Below are 19,845 nucleotides of genomic sequence, written 5' to 3' on the forward strand. Positions count from 1 at the left end.
TTTTGTTAATTCGGGGTGAAGAATTGATCCTGGACAGCATTTTGCTCAATAAATAGCCATACTATTTAATTGCAACAAGGCTGGAAAGAGGAGGATCGAAGTATGTTCGTTGACAGACAGCGAATCGATCTGCTGAACCGGTTGATCGACGCACGCGTTGACCTCGCTGCATACGTGCAACTGAGGAAGGCAAAAGGATACATGTCCGTCAGCGAAAGCAATCATCTACGAGATAACTTTTTTAAACTGAATCGCGAACTGCACGATAAATCGCTGCGGTTGAATCTTCATCTGGATCAGGAAGAGTGGAGTGCTCTTCATCATGCTGAAGAAGCATTAGCGACAGCCGCAGTATGTTTGATGAGTGGGCACCATGATTGCCCGACTGTTATTACCGTCAACGCCGATAAGCTTGAAAATTGTCTGATGAGCTTAACGCTGAGTATCCAGAGCCTGCAGAAGCACGCCATGCTTGAGAAGGCCTGAAAACTAAGGGGGAGAAAGCGTCTCCCCCTTCATGTTTAAGTTTTTGTAAAAATGAATTTGTTATCTCCTCCACTGACTACGCTTTAAGCCAGAGTCAATCTGGAGGCGTTATGCAGAGACAATCCTTTTTCCTTGTGCCCCTTATCTGTCTTTCTTCTGCTCTCTGGGCAGCTCCTGCAACGGTAAATGTCGAAGTACTGCAAGACAAACTCGATCACCCTTGGGCGCTGGCCTTTTTACCCGATAATCACGGTATGTTAATCACTCTGCGCGGCGGCGAGTTGCGTCACTGGCAAGCAGGAAAAGGATTATCTGCGCCGCTTTCCGGAGTGCCGGACGTTTGGGCGCACGGGCAGGGCGGTCTGCTGGACGTGGTTTTAGCGCCTGATTTTGCCCAGTCGCGCCGCATCTGGTTAAGTTATTCCGAAGTTGGCGATGATGGCAAAGCCGGAACTGCTGTGGGTTATGGCCGCTTAAGTGATGATCTCTCAAAAGTGACCGACTTCCGCACCGTCTTTCGCCAGATGCCAAAACTGTCTACCGGCAACCATTTTGGCGGGCGGCTGGTATTCGACGGTAAAGGTTATCTTTTTATTGCTCTGGGCGAAAACAATCAGCGCCCGACGGCGCAGGATCTGGATAAATTACAGGGCAAACTGGTGCGTCTTACTGACCAGGGCGAGATCCCGGATGATAATCCTTTTGCCAGGAGATCCGGTGCGCGCGCCGAGATCTGGTCTTATGGTATTCGTAACCCGCAAGGAATGGCGATGAATCCGTGGAGTAATGCACTGTGGCTAAATGAACATGGCCCCCGCGGTGGTGATGAAATTAATATGCCGCAAAAAGGCAAAAACTACGGCTGGCCGCTGGCAACCTGGGGAATCAACTATTCGGGATTTAAGATACCGGAAGCGAAAGGGGAGATCGTCACCGGGACTGAGCAACCTGTTTTTTACTGGAAAGATTCGCCTGCCGTGAGCGGTATGACCTTCTATAACAGCGACAAATTCCCCCAGTGGCAGCAAAAATTATTTATTGGCGCTCTGAAAGATAAAGATGTCATTGTGATGAGCGTCAACGGCGACGAAGTGACAGAAGATGGCCGTATTTTAACGGACAGAGGGCAACGAATTCGTGATGTTCGCACTGGACCCGACGGTTATTTATACGTTCTCACCGACGAGTCCAGTGGGGAATTACTCAAAGTTAGTTCACGCAATTAGCTCACGGGGATCATCACCACTTTGCGCACTGCGGGGCGTTCAGTGAGTTGCTGATACCAGCGTTGCAGATTTGGACGCGGTGTCCAGGTCAGGCCAACATTAAACAAATTGTAGATGAACGGTGCGATGGCGATATCGCCCACACCAAACTCGTCGCCAGAGAACCATTTTACTTTTGCCAGTTCCGCATCGAGCAGGGCAAACAGGGCGTCGCACTCTTTGCAACTGGCATCAATGGCGGCCTGATCGCGCTCTTCGGGGGGGGTTCTGACCAATCCCATCAGGATCCCGCGATGGGCATTACTGAGCGTCTGGTTTGCCCAGTCCATCCATTTTTCCGCTTCTGCACGGCGTGCCGGTGAGTCGATCCACAGGCGGTTTTGCCCATACTGTGCCGCCAGATAGCGGACAATGGCATTTGATTCCCAAAGGATGAGATCACTTTCGTCGTCACGCAACAACGGCACCAGCCCGTTAGGGTTCATCGCCAGAAAATCAGCATCGTGGTTTACCCCAAACTCACGGCCCGCGAGAATTTGCTCATAAGGTAGTTCCAGTTCTTCGAGCGTCAGCAATACTTTTTTTACGTTGGTTGAATTATTCCGACCCCACAGCGTAATCATACTTACCCCTTTTCCGACAGGCAGCCACAGGCTGAACAGGACTTTGATGGTGAAGTAAAGTTAACTTTTAAGCAACAGCTGGCAAAAAAATGACGGCAGAAGCAGCGAAGCGGCAGGATATTGCATAAACTTTAAAAACTTTACCAACTTACGGTTTCTTTAAGTTTGTGTGTGCGTTATTAATCACCGAACTTATCATACGGCGATATAACGTATTTTTTTTGAATGGATACTCGGGTGGCATTTATGACGCAATACTCCTCTCTCCTTCGTGGTCTTGCAGCGGGTTCTGCATTTTTATTCCTTTTTGCCCCAACGGCATTCGCGGCGGAACAAACCGTTGAAGCGCCGAGCGTGGATGCGCGTGCATGGATTTTAATGGATTACGCCAGCGGTAAAGTGCTGGCAGAAGGCAATGCGGATGAGAAACTGGACCCCGCGAGCCTGACTAAAATCATGACCAGCTATGTGGTTGGGCAGGCGCTTAAGGCCGATAAGATTAAACTCACCGATATGGTGACGGTCGGTAAAGATGCCTGGGCGACGGGAAACCCGGCACTGCGTGGTTCGTCGGTAATGTTCCTCAAACCAGGCGATCAGGTTTCGGTGGCAGACTTGAACAAAGGCGTGATTATCCAGTCCGGTAATGACGCCTGTATTGCGCTGGCTGATTACGTTGCCGGGAGCCAGGAGTCATTTATTGGTTTGATGAATGGTTATGCCAAAAAACTGGGGCTGACCAACACGACCTTCCAGACGGTGCACGGTCTGGATGCGCCGGGGCAGTTCAGTACCGCGCGCGATATGGCATTGCTGGGTAAAGCATTGATCCACGATGTGCCAGAAGAGTACGCCATTCATAAAGAGAAAGAGTTCACCTTCAACAAAATTCGTCAGCCTAACCGTAACCGTCTGCTATGGAGCAGCAATCTGAATGTTGATGGCATGAAGACAGGAACCACGGCAGGCGCGGGATATAATCTGGTTGCTTCGGCTACCCAGGGCGATATGCGTTTAATCTCCGTAGTGCTGGGGGCGAAAACTGACCGTATCCGTTTTAATGAGTCTGAGAAATTATTGACCTGGGGTTTCCGCTTCTTTGAAACCGTGACGCCAATTAAACCTGATGCCACCTTTGTGACTCAGCGCGTCTGGTTTGGTGATAAGAGCGAAGTGAATCTCGGGGCAGGCGAAGCGGGATCCGTGACCATACCGCGTGGGCAGCTGAAAAACCTGAAAGCGAGTTATACATTAACGGAACCGCAGCTTACCGCACCGCTGAAAAAAGGTCAGGTTGTCGGCACCATTGATTTCCAGCTTAACGGTAAATCCATTGAACAGCGTCCGCTGATCGTGATGGAAAATGTGGAAGAGGGTGGATTCTTTGGTCGGATGTGGGATTTCGTGATGATGAAATTCCATCAGTGGTTCGGCAGCTGGTTCTCATAATTTTGTGATAACCGGATGGCGTGGAAACGTCATCCGGTTATGCATCATTAATACATCAACTTAATACGCTGCGTCTGCGCGTACTTCACATACTCATCTTCCGGGCAACAATCGCTCACCACAATATCAAAGCGTTTCAGGTCACCCATGCGTGCCGGACGCACCTTGCCAAATTTACTGTGGTCGACAACCAGCACATGCTTTTGCGCCATCGACATGGCCCAGTGTTTTACCGGCAACTCTTCAAGATTAAAACAGGTAGCGCCCTTACTGACATGCACCCCCGCCGCGGAATAAAAAGCGATATCCGGGCAAAAATTATTCAGCGTTTGCTGAAAATCGATGGGTTTGAAAATGGCGTTGCTGGCGTGAAATTCACCACCGCAAAGAAACGCGCGGCAATGAGGTTTCTCTTTCAGTGCCAGAAAGGTATTTAGCGAATAACAAATGGCGGTAAAAGGGATTTCATTATCAATCGCTTCAATAATCCACGGTGTGGTGGTGCCACAGTCAAAAAAGAGGGTCTGATCGGGTTCTACCAGCGTCGCAGCCAGTTTTGCCGCCCGGCGTTTTTCCTCTACCAGACGGGATTTTTGATCGCTTAACAGGTAATGGCTGGCGCTGCGCGGTTCCAGAACAATATAGCCGCCAAGCAAAACGACGGGGGCGCTGTGGTTGTTCAGATCGCGACGAATCGTCATCTCCGAAACCCCAAGCAGGGCGGCGGCGTCTTTAAGATGTAACTTATCGCTGCGTTTTAATTCTTGCAGCAGTTGCCCGATACGCTCTTCGCGACGTGTTTCCATAATCCCTCTGAATAGTTATTGAAGCGAGCCGCTCAATACTACACTTTTTAGCAGAGATCAGTCACGCACCCAGCCTTTGCGGATCGGTAATGCAAAACAGAAGCGATACCATGATTGCAGACGTTGATAGAGTTTATGCCCTATCGCTTGCCAGATAATCTGAGCGCTAAGGCAGCCAATCATACCTGCCAGCAATCCACCGAGCATATCCAGCGGCCAGTGCACGCCAAGATAAACGCGCGACCAGGCAATGACAACAGCCAGTACCATTAAAAGGGAACCGGACCACAGGCGATGCCAGCATAAAAATGCCAGTGCAAAGGTGAAAATTACCGTACCATGATCGCTCGGGAATGAGTCATCCGCCGCATGATGCAGGAAGTTATAGCCGATATTCTCGACAAAGGGTCGGTCGTGTGGGAAAAGATGCCCCATCGTCCAGGACACTAACAGGCTGACCGCCAGCGCGATAGCGATTTTTATCACCAGTTGCCGTTGTGCTGTAAGCCCCCACAACCAAAGTACTGCGGCCAGCAGCGGCACCACGGTAATCAAATCTTTAGCAATAAAAATCGCCAACGAGATCATCCACGGAGCCGAGTCTGGCGTCGCGTTAATAAGAGAGAATAGAGAGAGATTCAAATTTTCCAGCATAACTTCCCGACGCAAAGTGATTAAAAGGGAGCCAATACAGGCAAGTCGTTGAGAATAAAGTGCAGGTTAAACTGGGTAAAGCGGCATCGTCTTATTTCCCTCAAGCGGCCCTGTTTACGGTGGGTGATTGTAACGAGCATAGGTTAAATAAAACTTAAAGAAAGCGTAGCTATACTCGCAATAATGTAAGAATGTGCTTAACCGAAGTTTCAGCTACAAAATTCGCTTTCTCGTTAGCTGCGCTTTTATTAAACTTTGCGCGATTATTATTGGCGAAGAAATTGCATGCAAAATAGATTAGCTTCCGGTGCCAGGCTTGGACGTCAGGCGTTACTTTTCCCTCTCTGTCTGGTGCTTTACGAATTTTCAACCTATATCGGCAACGATATGATTCAACCCGGTATGTTGGCCGTGGTGGAACAATATCAGGCGGGCATTGATTGGGTTCCTACTTCGATGACCGCGTATCTGGCGGGCGGGATGTTTTTACAGTGGCTGCTGGGACCACTGTCGGATCGTATTGGTCGCCGTCCGGTGATGCTGGCGGGAGTAGTGTGGTTTATCATCACTTGTCTGGCGATATTACTGGCGCAAAACATTGAACAATTCACGCTGTTGCGCTTCTTGCAGGGCATAAGCCTCTGTTTCATTGGCGCTGTGGGTTACGCCGCAATTCAGGAGTCCTTCGAAGAGGCGGTTTGTATCAAGATCACCGCGCTGATGGCGAACGTGGCGCTGATTGCTCCGCTACTTGGTCCGCTGGTGGGCGCGGCGTGGATCCATGTGCTGCCCTGGGAAGGGATGTTCGTCTTGTTTGCCTCATTGGCAGCGATCTCCTTTTTCGGTCTGCAACGAGCCATGCCTGAAACCGCCACGCGTATAGGCGAGAAACTGTCGCTGAAAGAACTCGGTCGTGACTATAAGCTGGTGCTGAAGAACGGTCGCTTTGTGGCAGGGGCACTGGCGCTGGGATTTGTTAGCCTGCCGTTGCTGGCGTGGATCGCCCAGTCGCCGATTATCATCATTACCGGCGAGCAGTTGAGTAGCTATGAATATGGCTTGCTGCAAGTGCCTATTTTCGGGGCATTAATTGCGGGTAACTTGCTGCTAGCGCGTCTGACCTCGCGCCGCACCGTACGTTCATTGATTATTATGGGCGGCTGGCCGATTATGATTGGCCTATTGGTCGCTGCTGCGGCAACGGTTATCTCATCGCACGCGTATTTGTGGATGACCGCCGGGTTAAGTATTTATGCTTTCGGTATTGGCCTGGCGAATGCGGGATTGGTGCGATTGACCCTGTTTGCCAGCGATATGAGTAAAGGTACGGTTTCTGCGGCGATGGGAATGTTGCAAATGCTTATTTTTACCGTCGGTATTGAAATCAGCAAACATGCCTGGCTGAATGGGGGCAACGGCCTGTTTAATCTCTTCAACCTTGCCAACGGGATTTTGTGGCTGCTGCTGATGGTTATCTTTTTAAAAGATAAACAGATGGGAAATTCGCACGAAGGGTAAAAAAATTCCTGATTGCGCAAAGCAATCAGGCATTTTCAAATTAATGGTGATGGTCATCAATCTGGTGTTCGATAACCATCCCTTCACCTACGCTGGCAAGATGGCGAACATACGGATGCGGGCGGTAAGCCGGAGCTGGCGCAGGAGCCACATAGACGGTTTGCGGCACAGTCGCGACGCTGACTGCTTGTGGAACGCTGACTGAATCAGGGACCACAACCACTTTGTATCCACTCGGCACATCGACGGTGACACTTTGCGCCATCGCCACACCAGTAAAGCCCATTAAAAGCGCGCCCAACAGTAGACAATTTCTCATAATCATTTCGCCTGAAATAATGCAGCGGGTTAATTTCTGCGAATTATGCAGCCTTCATTCAGGCTTTGTGTTGCCGGGCGTGCTACCGTTTTTATTGATCAAAAGGCGCTTCGTGTTTAAGAACTTTATCGATCACATCCAGTACACCTTCATGATTATTGGAGCCTGCCCGGTATTTTGCCGCTGCGACGACCGCGCTGCCGGCATTTTCCATCGCAAAACTAAAGCCTGCCTGACGCAGCATCTCAATATCGTTACCACCATCGCCGAAGACCACCACTTCGCTGTCGTCTATTCCCCATAATTTCTGAAGTTGGCGCAGGCCATTCGCTTTATGTACGCCGGGGATAATCAGATCGATGCTGCCGTTGCCGGTGTGGACCGGCACCATAATATCGCCGATGGTCTCATGTAATGCTTTTTGCACTTGTGGTATCAGTTCATCGGAAAGATTCAGGCCAAACTTAAAGAAGATATCTTCTAAATTATCAAAGTTATCGACGTATTCCAGACGGTGATAATACATTTCCGCCACCGTTTTCATGGCATCGTCATATTTTTTGAGGGTATAGGCGCTATTTTTTCCGCAGGCAATAATTTCCACTTCTGGGCGCGTCAGTAAATGTTCCACCACAGTAGCAAACGCATCCTTCGACAGCTCGCCATTAAAAACATCTTTGCCTTCGCTTACAACCCAACCGCCGTTTTCTGCCACAAAGGCAATTTCATTAGCAATTTCAGGGAAGAAAGAGATCAACTGATAATATTGATTCCCGCTGGCGACCACAAAGCGAATGCCTTGTGCTTTCATCTGCTGATACTGAGCCATAAACCGCTCACGGTTATAGGTTTTTTGATCGCTTAAGAAAGTACCATCCATGTCTACCGCAATTAATTTAATGCTCATCAACTATTCTCCATCGCCGTCTGCGTTTTGGTATTGGGTTTGGCGACGGCTTTCGCGACAATAGCCGCAAGAATAACCAGCGCCAGTACAACCAGCATTGCACTACGTAATCCATAATGTTCGCCGAGATAGCCCAGCAGCGGCGGCCCGACGAGGAAAGCCAGATAACCGGTCGTTGCTACCACGCTGACGCGGGTCGGTGCATCGGGGCCGGTATCGCTGGCGGCAGAAATGGTCAGTGGGAAGCCCAGCGAGGCACCCAGTCCCCAAAGTACAACAGAGACCCCAGCGACCCAGGCGCTATCGACAAAAATAATCAGCCCAATACCCAACGCTCCCATTAGTGCACTGGTCCGTACCACGGCAACGCGACTGTAACGGTCGATGAACCAACCGCCGGTGAAGCGTCCAACGGTCATCCCCAGGGTAAAACCGGCATAAATCAGCGAGCCGGAAGTGGGGCTAAAACCGTGACCGTCAACCATTAATAAGGGTAACCAGTCGTTGGCAGAACCTTCGGCAAAGGCCATCGCCAGAACCACGACACCAATCAGCAGCAACTGGATATCGCGATAAAAAGGTACACCTTTTTCGCCATGCTGCGTGCCATCGGCAGCATTTTTGCCAGTACCGTCAGGTATTGCCTGAATAGCAATATAAATAGGCGCGATGCCTACCAGTGCCGCCAATAAAATATGCACCGTTGCCGGAACGCCAAAGGCCGTCAGTGCCATCCCGACACCAGCGCCTGCCAGCGTGCCCAGGCTATAAAAACCGTGCATCATCGGTAAAACCGTTTTATTCATTTCTCGCTCAACGGCGGCACCCTCAACGTTTATCGCCACCTCTGCAGAACCAAAACTAGCCCCAAAGACGCCGAGACCAACGGCAAAGAGCACGGGCGATGTCAGCCAGAGCGCCAGGCTTAATATCATCATCCCGAGCAATGCGCAGGACATCGTGACCAGGATGACATTACGCGTCCCAAAGCGTTTCACTAACCACGCCGAGCAGAGAATACCGCTCATTGAACCGATCGACAGACCAAAGAGGACTCCGCCCATTTCAGCGATCGAAACAGAAAGAATATCGCGGATAGCAGGTGTACGAGTTGCCCAGGACGCCATTAACAGGCCCGGCAAAAAGAAGAACATAAACAGCGCCCAGGTTCGGCGTTTCAATGCATTACGTGAAGAATTTACGGTCATAGATCACGTCAAAATAAGAAGAGGGAAGACAACATTAGCAAGGTTGTGTACATTTGTACACAATTGCAGAGAGAGGAAATGACATGCGTCGCGCTAACGATCCGCAACGGCGAGAAAAAATTATCCAGGCCACGCTGGAGGCGGTGAAACTTTACGGAATACATGCCGTTACGCACCGCAAAATTGCTACCCTTGCCGGGGTACCGTTGGGGTCGATGACCTACTATTTTTCAGGAATTGATGAGTTGTTGCTGGAGGCGTTCAGCAGTTTTACTGAGATCATGTCCCGGCAATATCAGGCATTTTTTAGCGATGTTAGTGATGCTCCGGGCGCATGCCAGGCTATCACCGATATGATCTACAGCTCACAGGTTGCAACGCCGGATAACATGGAGCTGATGTACCAGCTCTACGCGCTGGCTAGCCGAAAACCGCTATTAAAAACGGTAATGCAAAACTGGATGCAGCGCAGTCAGCAAACGCTCGAACAATGGTTTGAACCCGGAACCGCCCGCGCGCTTGATGCGTTTATTGAGGGGATGACGCTGCATTTTGTCACCGACCGTAAGCCGCTATCGCGCGAGGAGATTTTGAGGATGGTTGAGAGGGTTGCAGGGTAGTAGATAAATTTTAGATAACAAAAAACCCACCAACCTTGAACCAAAATGGCGGGGTTGATGGGCTCCACAAAATGGGGACATCAAAGAAAAGCAGTGGCACTAATTAAGACTGATGCCCTGCGGAAAAGTTCTGCGGTTGTGCAAAAAAATTTCATTTTCAGGGCAACTTCAGTTTTATCCTAATCCTGGCCATACCATGACGATGAGTGTCCCTGCCAGCGTCAGCAGGACGTTGGCGATTGCGTAAGTGCCCGCATAGCCCAGCGCCGGGATATTACTGCGAGCTGTATCACTGATGATCTCCATTGCCGGCGCGCAGGTGCGTGCGCCCATCATTGCGCCGAACAACAGTGCGCGGTTCATTCGCAATACATAAGCACCGAACAAGAAGCAGATAACCACTGGCACCAGACTGACAATCAATCCGGCAATCAACATCTGACCGCCAATCGCGCCCAGGCCGTTATTAATACCGCTACCAGCGCTCAGACCAACGCCTGCCATAAACACCATCAAGCCGAACTCCTTCACCATGCTTAATGCACCCTGCGGAATGTAACCGAAGGTCGGGTGGTTAGCGCGCATAAAGCCCAGCATAATTCCGGCGAATAACAACCCGGCAGCGTTCCCCATGCCGAAACTGAATGTGCTGAACTGGAAGGTGATCATCCCGATCATCAGCCCAATAACAAAGAAGGCGCAGAATGCCAGCAAGTCAGTGACCTGGCTGTGAATCGAGATAAAGCCGATGCGATCGGCGATGGTTTTTACGCGACGGGCATCGCCGCTGACTTGTAAAACGTCACCTTTGTTAAGCACGACGTTGTCATCAATCGGCATCTCAATCTGGCTACGAATGACGCGGTTAAGGAAGCAACCGTGATCGGTCAACTTCAGTTGTGCGAGACGTTTGCCTACAGCGTTATGGTTTTTAACGACCACTTCTTCAGTGACGATACGCATGTCGAGAAGGTCACGATCGAAAACTTCTTTGCCATTACGGAAACTGGGATCGAGTCGGGCGTGGGCGTCGGGATAGCCTACCAACGCTATTTCATCGCCCATTTGTAGTACGGCATCACCGTCTGGATTTGCCAGAATCCCGTTACGCCGAACACGTTCAATGTAACAGCCGGTTTGCCGATAAATACCCAGTTCACGCAGATTTTTGCCATCGGTCCAGGCCACCAGCTCCGGGCCGACGCGGTAGGCGCGGATCACCGGCAAATAAACCTTACGGTTGGCATCTGTGTCCAGGCCACGTTCGCGGGCGATTTGCTGGGCGCTGGTCTGTAAGTCCTGATGCTGCAATTTCGGCAAGTAACGCGCACCAACAATCAAACTCACCAGACCGATTAAATAGGTTAAGGCATACCCGAGGCTCAGATTATCCAGTGCCAGTGAGAGCTGCCTGCTTTCCATGCCGGAATGACGCAGTGTATCGCCAGCACCGACCAAAACCGGTGTTGACGTCATAGAGCCTGCTAACATACCGGCCGTCAGGCCAATATCCCAGCCAAACAGCTTACCTAACCCTAAGGCGATCACCAGCGCACTGCCAACCATCACCAGTGCTAACATTAGGTAATTTTTCCCATCGCGAAAAAAAATGGAAAAAAAGTTCGGTCCGGCTTCGACCCCGACGCAGAAAATAAACAGCATAAAGCCAAGATTAAGCGCATCGGTGTTAATGCTGAAATGTTGTTGGCCTAATAACAGCGATACGACTAAAACGCCAATGGAATTACCCAGTTGGATCGAACCAAGTCGTAACTTTCCGAGACATAGCCCAAGCGCGAGGACCACAAATAATAACAGAATGTAATTCCCATTTAACAATTCGGCGACGTTTATATTCACGGAGACTAACTTCTTGTTTACTAGTAAGCTGTTGAAAGAAATGGTAATTTACGATAATGTTTTTTACCAGAATTCAGGGCGCAGATTCATTCAGCGCACCTAAACGATAGTAAAGTAACAATATATTTTACTAGTGTAATCACATTAGGTATCAACGGCTATATGAATTGCGTTGGCCTATATTAGCATGGAATGCGAAGCGGCTTTATCTTACTGAACGCCACACTGGCGAAAAATGTGTTCGATAGACGCAGTGTCAGGAGGAACGAGTGAAACATAAACAACGTTGGGCGGGGGCAATCTGCTGTTTTGTCCTCTTCATTGTGGTGTGCCTTTTTCTGGCGACGCACATGAAAGGCGCTTTTCGGGCTGCCGGGCATCCTGAAATTGGTTTGCTGTTTTTCATTCTTCCTGGAGCGGTTGCCAGCTTCTTTTCACAGCGTAGAGAAGTCCTGAAACCTCTGTTTGGCGCAATGCTGGCGGCACCCTGTTCGATGCTCATAATGCGGCTGTTTTTTTCACCAACGCGCTCATTCTGGCAAGAGCTGGCATGGTTATTAAGTGCGGTGTTCTGGTGTGCGTTGGGGGCATTGTGTTTCTTATTTATCAGCAGTTTGTTTAAATCACAGCACAGAAAAAATTAATTAAGCCCTCAACACGAGGGCTTGTCAGACGCTCAGGCGTCCAGATTCTCTTTCACCCATGCAGCAAAATCGGTATAGCCGCCGATATGTTGCTGATCGACAAAAATCTGCGGCACGGTTTCTACGGGTTTACCTGCCTTTTGTTGTAGATCTTCTTTAGTGATCCCTTCCGCACGAATATCTATATACTGATACTGAAAATCATCGCGTTCATTGCTCAACTTCTCAGCCAGATCTTTTGCGCGCACACAGTAAGGGCAACCCGGACGACCAAAAATAACGGTTTGCATTGTTTCTCTCCTCATAGACTTATGCCTGTAATGATCACGCTAAAATGTATTCGCTGAAAGTAGGTTTAACCTGTTGCATTAATTGCTAAAAGCTATAACTGTTAAACACAGTACAGTGAAAAGTTTTAGACTGAAGGCTCACTTTGCAGAGGGAAGCGTATGCGCGCGATCGGTAAATTGCCTAAAAGCGTGTTGATACTGGAATTTATCGGAATGATGTTGCTGGCGGTGGCGCTGCTGTCGGTAAGCGGCTCCCTGTCGCTGCCTGAGCCATTTTCTCGGCCAGAGGTGCAGATTCTGATGATTTTTCTCGGTGTTTTGCTCATGCTTCCCGCTGCGGTGGTGGTTATTCTTCAGGTGGCAAAACGTCTTGCCCCACAGCTGATGAACCGTCCACCGCAATATTCACGTTCAGAAAGAGAAAAAGATAATGACGCCAACCATTGAACTTATTTGTGGCCATCGCTCCATTCGCCATTTCACTGATGAACCCATTTCCGAAGCGCAGCGTGAGGCGATTATTAACAGCGCCCGTGCGACGTCCAGTTCCAGTTTTTTGCAGTGCAGTAGCATTATTCGCATTACCGACAAAGCGTTACGTGATGAACTGGTGACGCTGACCGGCGGGCAAAAACACGTAGCGAAAGCGGCGGAGTTTTGGGTGTTCTGTGCCGACTTTAACCGCCATTTACAGATCTGTCCGGATGCACAACTTGGCCTGGCGGAACAACTGTTGCTCGGTGTCGTTGATACGGCAATGATGGCGCAGAATGCGTTAACCGCAGCGGAATCGCTGGGATTGGGCGGGGTATATATCGGCGGCCTGCGCAATAATATTGAAGCGGTGACGGAACTGCTGAAATTACCGCAGCATGTTCTGCCGCTGTTTGGGCTGTGCCTTGGCTGGCCTGCGGATAATCCAGATCTTAAGCCGCGTTTACCGGCTTCCATTTTGGTGCACGAAAACAGCTATCAACCGCTGGATAAAGACGCACTGGCGCAGTATGACGAACAACTGGCGGAATATTACCTCACCCGTGGCAGCAATAATCGCAGGGATACCTGGAGCGATCATATCCGCCGAACAATCATTAAAGAAAGCCGCCCATTTATTCTGGATTATTTGCACAAACAGGGTTGGGCGACGCGCTAAAACCGCCACATCGATGTATGATACGCGGGCTTTTGACCAGGTCTGACAGAGAGGTGCAGGGTGAAAATTGCCATATTGTCCCGGGATGGAACGCTCTATTCGTGTAAGCGGCTGCGTGAAGCCGCTGTACAGCGTGGTCACCTGGTTGAAATTCTTGATCCGCTTTCTTGCTACATGAACATAAATCCTGCGGCGTCTTCTATTCACTACAAAGGCCGCAAGTTACCCCATTTTGACGCTGTGATCCCGCGTATTGGCACCGCCATTACCTTTTATGGGACGGCGGCACTGCGCCAGTTCGAGATGCTGGGGAGCTATCCGCTCAATGAGTCGGTCGCCATTGCCCGGGCGCGTGACAAATTGCGTTCGATGCAACTGCTGGCGCGTCAGGGCATCGACCTGCCTGTCACGGGCATTGCGCATTCGCCGGATGATACCAGCGATTTAATCGACATGGTCGGTGGTGCGCCGCTGGTGGTTAAGCTGGTTGAAGGTACGCAGGGAATTGGTGTCGTGCTGGCGGAGACGCGTCAGGCGGCGGAAAGCGTGATTGACGCCTTTCGCGGTCTGAACGCGCATATTCTGGTGCAGGAATATATCAAAGAGGCGCAAGGGTGCGATATCCGCTGCCTGGTTGTTGGCGATGAAGTGGTCGCTGCGATTGAACGGCGGGCGAAAGAGGGCGATTTTCGTTCCAATTTGCATCGAGGTGGCGCGGCAAGCGTTGCCAGTATCACACCACAGGAGCGTGAAATCGCGATAAAAGCCGCGCGAACGATGGCGCTGGACGTTGCTGGTGTGGATATTCTGCGTGCTAATCGCGGGCCATTGGTGATGGAGGTGAATGCGTCGCCGGGGCTGGAAGGAATAGAAAAAACCACCGGTATTGACATCGCGGGTAAAATGATCCGCTGGATCGAACGCCACGCTACGACCGAATATTGCCTGAAAACGGGTGGTTAGTCGCAATCACATTACTGATCATGGTTTTGCCTGCGCTTTTTGCGTAAGCTGTGCCGGTCTTTTTATCGAAAGAGGTTGTACAAAATTATGACATCGCTGGTCGTTCCTGGTCTGGATACGCTGCGTCAATGGCTCGATGACCTGGGGATGAGTTTTTTTGAATGTGATAACTGTCAGGCTCTGCATCTGCCCCATATGAAGAATTTCGACGGTGTCTTTGATGCCAAAATCGATCTGATCGATAACACGATCCTGTTTTCTGCCATGGCGGAAGTTCGACCTTCAGCCGTGTTACCGCTGGCGGCGGATTTATCAGCCATCAATGCCAGTTCGCTGACCGTGAAAGCATTTCTTGATATGCAGGATGATAATCTGCCAAAGCTGGTGGTTTGCCAGTCTTTATCCGTTATGCAGGGCGTAACCTATGAGCAGTTTGCATGGTTCGTGCGTCAGAGCGAAGAGCAGATTTCGATGGTCATTCTTGAAGCTAATGCCCATCAACTGCTGTTACCGACTGACGATGAAGGGCAAAACAACGTTACCGAAAACTATTTCCTCCACTGATAACTCCTTTCGAGCACGCAGTCGCTGCCGCAGTGACTGCGTGCTGCAAAATTATCTGCTGTTTTTAACCTTTTCTTAAAGATTATTTCACTTCTCTTGTGCCGATTTGGCTTTATCACATAGAGCAAATACGCATAAAAATTTGTTAAATACCGTTTTTTAATCCGAGCTATAGTCTCAAACCCTGGCTAAAGTTATTCTTGCGATGCTTTTATATAGCGAGCAGTGCTGGCCGGGAGAGAGTTCTCTTTTCTTACACCGAGCCGATAAAAAATATGCACGAATATTGCATATCTTTCAGTGTGACAACTTTTGTTCGTTTGTTAACGAACTTTCAGAAGGAAAGAGATATGACCGCCTTAAATAAAAAATGGCTATCGGGTCTGGTTGCGGGTGCTCTGATGGCCGTCTCTGTCGGCACGCTCGCGGCTGAACAAAAAACACTCCACATTTATAACTGGTCTGATTATATCGCCCCGGACACGGTGGCCAATTTTGAAAAAGAAACCGGTATTAAAGTCGTCTACGATGTTTTCGACTCTAACGAAGTACTGGAAGGCAAATTAATGGCAGGGAGCACCGGCTTTGACCTGGTGGTTCCATCTGCCAGCTTTCTGGAGCGCCAGTTGACTGCGGGAGTTTTCCAGCCGCTGGATAAAAGCAAATTGCCGGAGTGGAAGAATCTCGACCCGGAACTGCTGAAGTTGGTCGCCAAACACGATCCCGACAATAAATTTGCTATGCCCTATATGTGGGCGACGACCGGGATTGGTTATAACGTCGATAAAGTTAAAGCGGTGCTGGGCGAAAACGCGCCCGTCGATAGCTGGGACTTGATCCTCAAACCTGAAAATCTGGAAAAACTGAAAAGCTGCGGCGTCTCTTTCCTTGATGCACCGGAAGAAGTGTTTGCTACCGTGCTGAATTATCTCGGTAAAGATCCCAACAGCACTAAAGCAGATGATTACACCGGACCGGCAACCGATCTGCTGTTAAAGCTGCGCCCGAACATTCGTTATTTCCATTCATCTCAATACATTAACGACCTGGCAAACGGCGATATCTGCGTCGCTATTGGCTGGGCGGGCGATGTCTGGCAGGCGTCAAACCGCGCGAAGGAAGCGAAGAATGGCGTTAATGTCTCGTTCTCGATTCCGAAAGAAGGGGCGATGGCATTCTTTGATGTATTTGCCATGCCTGCGGATGCCAAAAATAAAGACGAAGCTTATCAGTTCCTGAATTACCTGCTGCGTCCGGATGTCGTAGCGCATATCTCTGACCATGTGTTCTATGCCAACGCGAACAAAGAAGCTACGCCGCTGGTAAGCGCGGAAGTGCGTGATAACCCCGGTATTTACCCGCCTGCGGATGTCCGTGCGAAGCTGTTCACTCTGAAAGTGCAGGATCCGAAAATCGACCGTGTGCGCACCCGCGCGTGGACCAAAGTGAAGAGCGGAAAATAATCCGCAGCCGTAGATGCCGGACGGGCGCACCACACCCGCCGGCAATTCGCACCATCAGGGTGCGCTTGCACACATTCAATGCCGGAGAGCAGCCGTGAATGACGCTATCCCTCGCCCCCAGGCGAAAACCCGTAAGGCGCTGACGCCGCTATTAGAAATCCGTAATCTGACTAAATCTTACGATGGTCAGCATGCGGTCGATGATGTCAGCCTGACCATCTATAAAGGCGAAATCTTCGCGCTGCTGGGCGCATCCGGCTGTGGCAAGTCCACGCTGCTGCGTATGCTGGCAGGTTTCGAACAACCTTCTGCCGGGCAGATTATGCTCGATGGCGTCGATTTATCACAGGTGCCGCCTTACCTGCGCCCTATCAATATGATGTTTCAGTCTTACGCGCTGTTTCCGCATATGACCGTGGAGCAGAACATCGCCTTTGGCCTGAAACAGGACAAGCTGCCGAAAGCAGAAATTGCCAGCCGGGTCAATGAGATGCTTGGGCTGGTGCATATGCAGGAGTTCGCCAAACGCAAACCGCATCAGCTTTCCGGCGGTCAGCGACAGCGTGTGGCACTGGCCCGAAGCCTTGCCAAGCGCCCAAAACTATTACTGCTCGACGAGCCGATGGGCGCGCTGGATAAAAAATTGCGTGACCGGATGCAGCTTGAAGTGGTGGATATTCTGGAGCGCGTTGGTGTGACTTGTGTGATGGTCACCCACGATCAGGAAGAGGCGATGACCATGGCGGGGCGTATCGCCATTATGAATCGTGGGAAATTTGTCCAGATTGGCGAGCCGGAAGAGATCTACGAGCATCCGACCACCCGCTATAGCGCTGAATTTATCGGTTCGGTAAACGTCTTTGAAGGTGTACTCAAAGAGCGTCAGGAAGATGGTCTGGTGCTTTATTCGCCGGGGCTGGTGCATCCACTGAAAGTTGATGTAGATGCTTCGGTGGTCGATAACGTGCCGGTGCATGTGGCGCTGCGTCCGGAAAAAATCATGCTCTGCGAGGAGCCGCCCGCCAATGGTTGTAACTTCGCGGTAGGGGAGGTGATGCACATTGCCTATCTCGGCGATCTTTCGGTGTATCACGTTCGTCTAAAAAGCGGGCAGATGATTAGCGCCCAGCTACAAAACGCCCATCGTTATCGCAAAGGGTTACCGACCTGGGGCGACGAAGTGCGTTTGTGCTGGGAAGTGGACAGCTGTGTGGTGTTGACGGTTTAAGGAGCAAAGATGAGTACACTTGAACCTGCTGCCCAGTCGAAACCGCCGGGCGGATTTAAGCTGTGGTTGTCGCAGCTGCAAATGAAGCATGGGCGCAAACTGGTCATTGCGTTGCCGTATATCTGGTTGATCTTGCTGTTTCTGCTGCCATTTCTGATCGTCTTTAAAATAAGTCTGGCGGAGATGGCGCGCGCTATTCCACCTTATACCGAACTGATGGAGTGGGCTGACGGGCAACTTTCCATCACCCTCAATCTTGGTAATTTCCTGCAACTGACTGACGATCCGCTCTATTTCGATGCATATCTCCAGTCGTTACAGGTAGCGGCGATTTCGACAATTTGTTGTTTACTGATCGGCTATCCGCTGGCGTGGGCGGTGGCGCACAGTAAGCCTTCGACCCGCAATATCTTATTGCTGCTGGTGATCCTGCCGTCGTGGACCTCGTTTCTGATCCGCGTTTATGCCTGGATGGGAATATTAAAAAATAACGGCGTGCTGAATAATTTTCTGCTGTGGCTGGGGGTTATCGACCAGCCGCTGACCATTCTGCATACCAACCTGGCCGTTTATATTGGCATTGTTTACGCCTACGTGCCGTTTATGGTGCTGCCGATTTATACCGCGTTGATTCGTATTGATTATTCGCTGGTGGAAGCGGCACTGGATCTCGGTGCACGACCGCTGAAAACGTTCTTTACTGTGATCGTGCCGCTGACCAAAGGCGGGATTATTGCCGGATCGATGCTGGTGTTTATCCCGGCTGTGGGCGAGTTTGTAATCCCGGAGCTGCTCGGCGGTCCGGATAGCATCATGATCGGACGCGTGCTGTGGCAGGAGTTCTTTAACAACCGTGACTGGCCGGTGGCCTCGGCAGTGGCGATCATCATGTTGTTGCTGCTAATTGTGCCGATAATGTGGTTCCACAAGCATCAGCAAAAAAGCGTGGGAGAACACGGATGAATAATTTACCGGTGGTTCGTTCGCCCTGGCGAATTGTGATTTTGCTGTTGGGCTTCACCTTTCTCTACGCGCCAATGCTGATGCTGGTTATCTATTCGTTTAACAGCTCGAAGCTGGTGACGGTGTGGGCGGGCTGGTCAACGCGCTGGTATGGCGAATTACTGCGTGATGACGCGATGATGAGCGCGGTTGGTTTAAGCCTGACAATAGCTGCCTGTGCGGCAACGGCGGCGGCGATCCTCGGGACGATTGCGGCGGTCGTGCTGGTGCGCTTTGGCAGGTTTCGCGGATCAAATGGTTTTGCCTTTATGATCACCGCGCCGCTGGTGATGCCAGATGTCATCACGGGCTTGTCGCTGTTGTTGTTATTTGTCGCACTTGCACATGCCATCGGCTGGCCTGCGGAGCGAGGCATGCTCACCATCTGGCTGGCGCATGTCACTTTCTGTACGGCTTATGTGGCAGTCGTTATTTCGTCGCGTCTGCGGGAGCTGGACCGTTCCATTGAAGAAGCAGCGATGGATCTCGGTGCGACGCCGCTGAAAGTGTTTTTCGTCATTACGCTACCGATGATCATTCCCGCGATCATTTCTGGCTGGTTACTGGCTTTTACTCTGTCGCTCGACGATCTGGTGATTGCCAGCTTTGTTTCCGGGCCAGGAGCCACCACGTTACCGATGCTGGTCTTCTCCAGCGTGCGGATGGGGGTGAATCCGGAAATCAACGCCCTGGCAACATTGATCCTCGGCGCGGTCGGAATTGTCGGATTTATCGCCTGGTATCTGATGGCGCGTGCAGAAAAACAGCGGATACGCGACATCCAGCGTGCAAGACGTGGCTGAAGACACTAAAATTTGCCAACCTGGCTACATAATGCCGCGCATGTCGCGGCATTGTTTTC

At 50.7% G+C, this 19,845-nt stretch carries 22 protein-coding genes; 14 read left to right on the forward strand and 8 right to left on the reverse strand.

All coding sequences use genetic code 11. The annotated features are described in order from the left end of the window. Positions 1–102 precede the first annotated feature (102 nt). Complete coding sequence (gene bssR / locus QUE74_RS04950; RefSeq protein ID WP_000497137.1) at positions 103–486, forward strand: biofilm formation regulator BssR; 384 nt, start codon at positions 103–105, stop codon at positions 484–486. 110 nt (positions 487–596) lie between these two features. After that, the gene (gene yliI, locus QUE74_RS04955) at positions 597–1,712 is read left to right on the forward strand and encodes an aldose sugar dehydrogenase YliI (RefSeq protein WP_001189551.1); all 1,116 of its coding nucleotides are present in this window, start codon (positions 597–599) and stop codon (positions 1,710–1,712) included. Here the strand turns inward: yliI and gstB are convergent. After that, a complete protein-coding gene (gstB, locus tag QUE74_RS04960) occupies positions 1,709–2,335 on the reverse strand; it encodes a glutathione S-transferase GstB (RefSeq protein ID WP_000631897.1) in 627 nt (208 codons plus the stop codon). The genes yliI and gstB overlap by 4 nt on opposite strands. 246 nt (positions 2,336–2,581) lie before the next feature. On the opposite strand from gstB, the gene dacC reads away from it, so the two are divergent. After that, positions 2,582–3,784 carry a serine-type D-Ala-D-Ala carboxypeptidase gene (dacC, locus tag QUE74_RS04965; RefSeq protein ID WP_000195961.1) on the forward strand — a complete coding sequence of 401 codons (1,203 nt, stop codon included), beginning with the start codon at positions 2,582–2,584 and terminating at the stop codon, positions 3,782–3,784. A 47-nt stretch (positions 3,785–3,831) separates the two neighbouring features. On the opposite strand, the gene deoR is transcribed toward dacC, so the two are convergent. Then, positions 3,832–4,590 carry a DNA-binding transcriptional repressor DeoR gene (deoR, locus tag QUE74_RS04970; RefSeq protein WP_000450117.1) on the reverse strand — a complete coding sequence of 253 codons (759 nt, stop codon included), beginning with the start codon at positions 4,588–4,590 and terminating at the stop codon, positions 3,832–3,834. 57 nt (positions 4,591–4,647) lie between these two features. Next, complete coding sequence (ybjG, locus tag QUE74_RS04975; protein ID WP_001354870.1) at positions 4,648–5,244, reverse strand: undecaprenyl-diphosphate phosphatase; 597 nt, start codon at positions 5,242–5,244, stop codon at positions 4,648–4,650. Between the two features lie 285 nt (positions 5,245–5,529). On the opposite strand from ybjG, the gene mdfA reads away from it, so the two are divergent. Beyond that, positions 5,530–6,762 (forward strand): multidrug efflux MFS transporter MdfA, encoded by a 1,233-nt coding sequence (mdfA, locus tag QUE74_RS04980; RefSeq protein WP_001353329.1) that lies wholly within the window; start codon positions 5,530–5,532, stop codon positions 6,760–6,762. 40 nt (positions 6,763–6,802) lie between these two features. Here mdfA and ybjH read toward each other — a convergent pair whose 3' ends face one another. The 3 genes from ybjH to QUE74_RS04995 all read right to left on the reverse strand — a co-directional run bounded on the left by ybjH (position 6,803) and on the right by QUE74_RS04995 (position 9,196). Further along, on the reverse strand, positions 6,803–7,087 hold the full coding sequence (gene ybjH, locus QUE74_RS04985) for a protein YbjH (protein ID WP_000605918.1): 285 nt from the start codon (positions 7,085–7,087) through the stop codon (positions 6,803–6,805). A gap of 85 nt (positions 7,088–7,172) precedes the next feature. After that, on the reverse strand, positions 7,173–7,988 hold the full coding sequence (gene ybjI / locus QUE74_RS04990) for a 5-amino-6-(5-phospho-D-ribitylamino)uracil phosphatase (RefSeq protein ID WP_001353328.1): 816 nt from the start codon (positions 7,986–7,988) through the stop codon (positions 7,173–7,175). Continuing rightward, positions 7,988–9,196: an MFS transporter gene (locus QUE74_RS04995; protein WP_000217874.1), complete on the reverse strand. Its 1,209-nt coding sequence runs from the start codon at positions 9,194–9,196 to the stop codon at positions 7,988–7,990. Before QUE74_RS04995 ends, ybjI begins: the two co-directional genes overlap by 1 nt. Positions 9,197–9,279: 83 nt before the next feature. Between QUE74_RS04995 and rcdA the strand changes: the two genes are divergently transcribed. Then, positions 9,280–9,816, forward strand: coding sequence for a DNA-binding transcriptional regulator RcdA (rcdA, locus tag QUE74_RS05000; protein WP_001295289.1), 537 nt, complete (start codon positions 9,280–9,282; stop codon positions 9,814–9,816). A gap of 174 nt (positions 9,817–9,990) precedes the next feature. Here rcdA and QUE74_RS05005 read toward each other — a convergent pair whose 3' ends face one another. Further along, positions 9,991–11,676 (reverse strand): aspartate:alanine antiporter, encoded by a 1,686-nt coding sequence (locus tag QUE74_RS05005; RefSeq protein ID WP_001024882.1) that lies wholly within the window; start codon positions 11,674–11,676, stop codon positions 9,991–9,993. Positions 11,677–11,945: 269 nt separating this feature from the next. Here QUE74_RS05005 and QUE74_RS05010 point away from each other — a divergent pair, with 269 nt between their 5' ends. Then, a complete protein-coding gene (locus QUE74_RS05010) occupies positions 11,946–12,320 on the forward strand; it encodes an inner membrane protein YbjM (protein ID WP_000681109.1) in 375 nt (124 codons plus the stop codon). 32 nt (positions 12,321–12,352) lie between these two features. Here QUE74_RS05010 and grxA read toward each other — a convergent pair whose 3' ends face one another. Further along, entirely contained in the window at positions 12,353–12,610 is a 258-nt protein-coding gene (gene grxA, locus QUE74_RS05015) for a glutaredoxin 1 (protein ID WP_001195227.1), read from the reverse strand. Between the two features lie 159 nt (positions 12,611–12,769). On the opposite strand from grxA, the gene QUE74_RS05020 reads away from it, so the two are divergent. From QUE74_RS05020 to potI, 8 genes are all read left to right on the forward strand, one after another. Continuing rightward, positions 12,770–13,057 carry a DUF1418 family protein gene (locus QUE74_RS05020; protein ID WP_001201580.1) on the forward strand — a complete coding sequence of 96 codons (288 nt, stop codon included), beginning with the start codon at positions 12,770–12,772 and terminating at the stop codon, positions 13,055–13,057. Then, on the forward strand, positions 13,041–13,763 hold the full coding sequence (nfsA, locus tag QUE74_RS05025) for a nitroreductase NfsA (protein ID WP_000189133.1): 723 nt from the start codon (positions 13,041–13,043) through the stop codon (positions 13,761–13,763). The genes QUE74_RS05020 and nfsA overlap by 17 nt, the downstream gene beginning before the upstream one ends. A 60-nt stretch (positions 13,764–13,823) precedes the next feature. After that, entirely contained in the window at positions 13,824–14,726 is a 903-nt protein-coding gene (gene rimK, locus QUE74_RS05030; protein ID WP_000684370.1) for a 30S ribosomal protein S6--L-glutamate ligase, read from the forward strand. An 87-nt stretch (positions 14,727–14,813) separates the two neighbouring features. Next, the gene (locus QUE74_RS05035; protein ID WP_286331900.1) at positions 14,814–15,290 is read left to right on the forward strand and encodes a type III secretion system chaperone family protein; all 477 of its coding nucleotides are present in this window, start codon (positions 14,814–14,816) and stop codon (positions 15,288–15,290) included. Between the two features lie 350 nt (positions 15,291–15,640). Next, positions 15,641–16,753, forward strand: coding sequence for a spermidine/putrescine ABC transporter substrate-binding protein PotF (gene potF, locus QUE74_RS05040; RefSeq protein ID WP_000126075.1), 1,113 nt, complete (start codon positions 15,641–15,643; stop codon positions 16,751–16,753). A gap of 94 nt (positions 16,754–16,847) precedes the next feature. Next, complete coding sequence (gene potG / locus QUE74_RS05045; protein ID WP_000996012.1) at positions 16,848–17,981, forward strand: putrescine ABC transporter ATP-binding subunit PotG; 1,134 nt, start codon at positions 16,848–16,850, stop codon at positions 17,979–17,981. A gap of 9 nt (positions 17,982–17,990) precedes the next feature. After that, positions 17,991–18,944: a putrescine ABC transporter permease PotH gene (gene potH, locus QUE74_RS05050; protein ID WP_000105436.1), complete on the forward strand. Its 954-nt coding sequence runs from the start codon at positions 17,991–17,993 to the stop codon at positions 18,942–18,944. After that, on the forward strand, positions 18,941–19,786 hold the full coding sequence (potI, locus tag QUE74_RS05055) for a putrescine ABC transporter permease PotI (protein WP_286331901.1): 846 nt from the start codon (positions 18,941–18,943) through the stop codon (positions 19,784–19,786). The genes potH and potI overlap by 4 nt, the downstream gene beginning before the upstream one ends. Positions 19,787–19,845 lie beyond the last annotated feature (59 nt).

Source organism: Escherichia sp. 10290, from assembly GCF_030295155.1.
Taxonomy (GTDB): Bacteria; Pseudomonadota; Gammaproteobacteria; order Enterobacterales; family Enterobacteriaceae; genus Escherichia; species Escherichia coli_F.